The organism is Flavobacterium aeripolare, from assembly GCF_013294025.1.
In the GTDB taxonomy this organism is placed as follows: domain Bacteria; phylum Bacteroidota; class Bacteroidia; order Flavobacteriales; family Flavobacteriaceae; genus Flavobacterium.
The window spans coordinates 1-1,388 of record NZ_JABSNL010000036.1; the positions used below are offsets into that span (position 1 = coordinate 1).

2 protein-coding genes are annotated in these 1,388 nt (G+C 33.7%); both read right to left on the reverse strand.

Annotation, left to right across the window (positions count from 1 at the left end; translation table 11 throughout):
• Positions 1-800 (reverse strand): thrombospondin type 3 repeat-containing protein (locus HNQ00_RS16245; protein ID WP_173839551.1); only part of this gene is annotated, 800 nt, incomplete at its 3' end.
• 375 nt (positions 801-1,175) lie between these two features.
• The coding region (locus HNQ00_RS16250; RefSeq protein ID WP_173839552.1) for an OmpA family protein at positions 1,176-1,388 on the reverse strand (213 nt) is incomplete at its 5' end.

The window sequence follows — 1,388 nt, forward strand, 5'->3', positions numbered from 1 at the left end:
TCTTTTGGACCTGCAACGTCTGGACATGCATCATCTTTATCAGCAATACCATCTCCGTCTGTATCAGGACAACCGTTGAATTCTTTTAAACCAGCAATTTCTGGACATGCATCGTCTTTATCATAAATTCCGTCACCATCAGTATCTTTTCCTCCAAATTTGAAGATAAGACCAGCAGTGTGTTGAAAGTGAGATGGTGCATCTGGAACTCCAGCGGCGTCATCTCTATCTCCGAAAGCTTTCTTAAAAGATGTTTCAAGAGATAAACCAACATTGTCAGTAAACCAGAAAGTTAATCCAGCACCCGGATTTATAGTTCCAAAGCTACTATCTCCAAAGAAAGTATACCCTCCACCAACATGTAGAGATGGGTCGATTACTTTAGATCCAATTAAACTCATGAAGCTATATTTTACCGTAGCGTCAATTCCGTAATACATTAAGTCACCTGGATTGCTAGTTACGTAACCACGAGAATCATGTCCTGGAGCAGTTGGATCGAATCTAACATACTTATCAATTTTGTTAACAGAACCTTGTAATCCAAAAGAAAAATTACTTCCTAAATACCTTGATACACTGATGTAAGATACCGAAGGAAGAATATTCCAATTGTTTTTTACATCAAATGGTTGAGAAAGGTGACTATCAATTGAATTCTTCCCTCCTGCCGCACTAGTTCTTGTGTCCACTGCATTAACTCCAAAAGAGATCGCCCATGGGTTGTTACTGTCTTGAGCATGAGAACTTAATCCCATAACCATCATAGCAGCAACAAAAATTTTGTTAAAATGTTTCATTATTGTTTTATTGTATAATTAATTACGTACAAAAGTACCTCGATAATTATTAATCACAAAATCAAATGTTAATTGTTATTAATTATTTTAATTAAAAACTGATGTACTAAATTACGTATGTAATGTAAAACCACTCATAATAGGCTATTAAACCATCATAATAATTAGATACCAGATGTAGTTGATACAAACTGTTCCAATATAATATTTACTAGCACTGAACAACTTAGTATAATTATACCTTCTCGATTATTAATTAATTGATACTATTCTATATAATAGTTTTTTTCGCTTTTTTTAAGAATGAATTATTTATTGTTATAAAAAAAAACGCCCCGATACATCGGGGCGTTTTCTAGAAATATTTTGAAGAAATTATTGTTTGATCAAAGAAACTTCAACTCTTCTGTTTTCAGCTTTTCCTTTTGCTGTTCTATTAGAAGCGATTGGTTTAGTTTCACCAAAACCAGTAGATTTCAATCTGTCTGCGTTAATTCCTTTTTCTACCAAGTAGTTTCTTACTGCAGCAGCTCTATTTTCAGATAAAGTTTGGTTCAATGCATTACTTCCATCACTATCAGTATGACC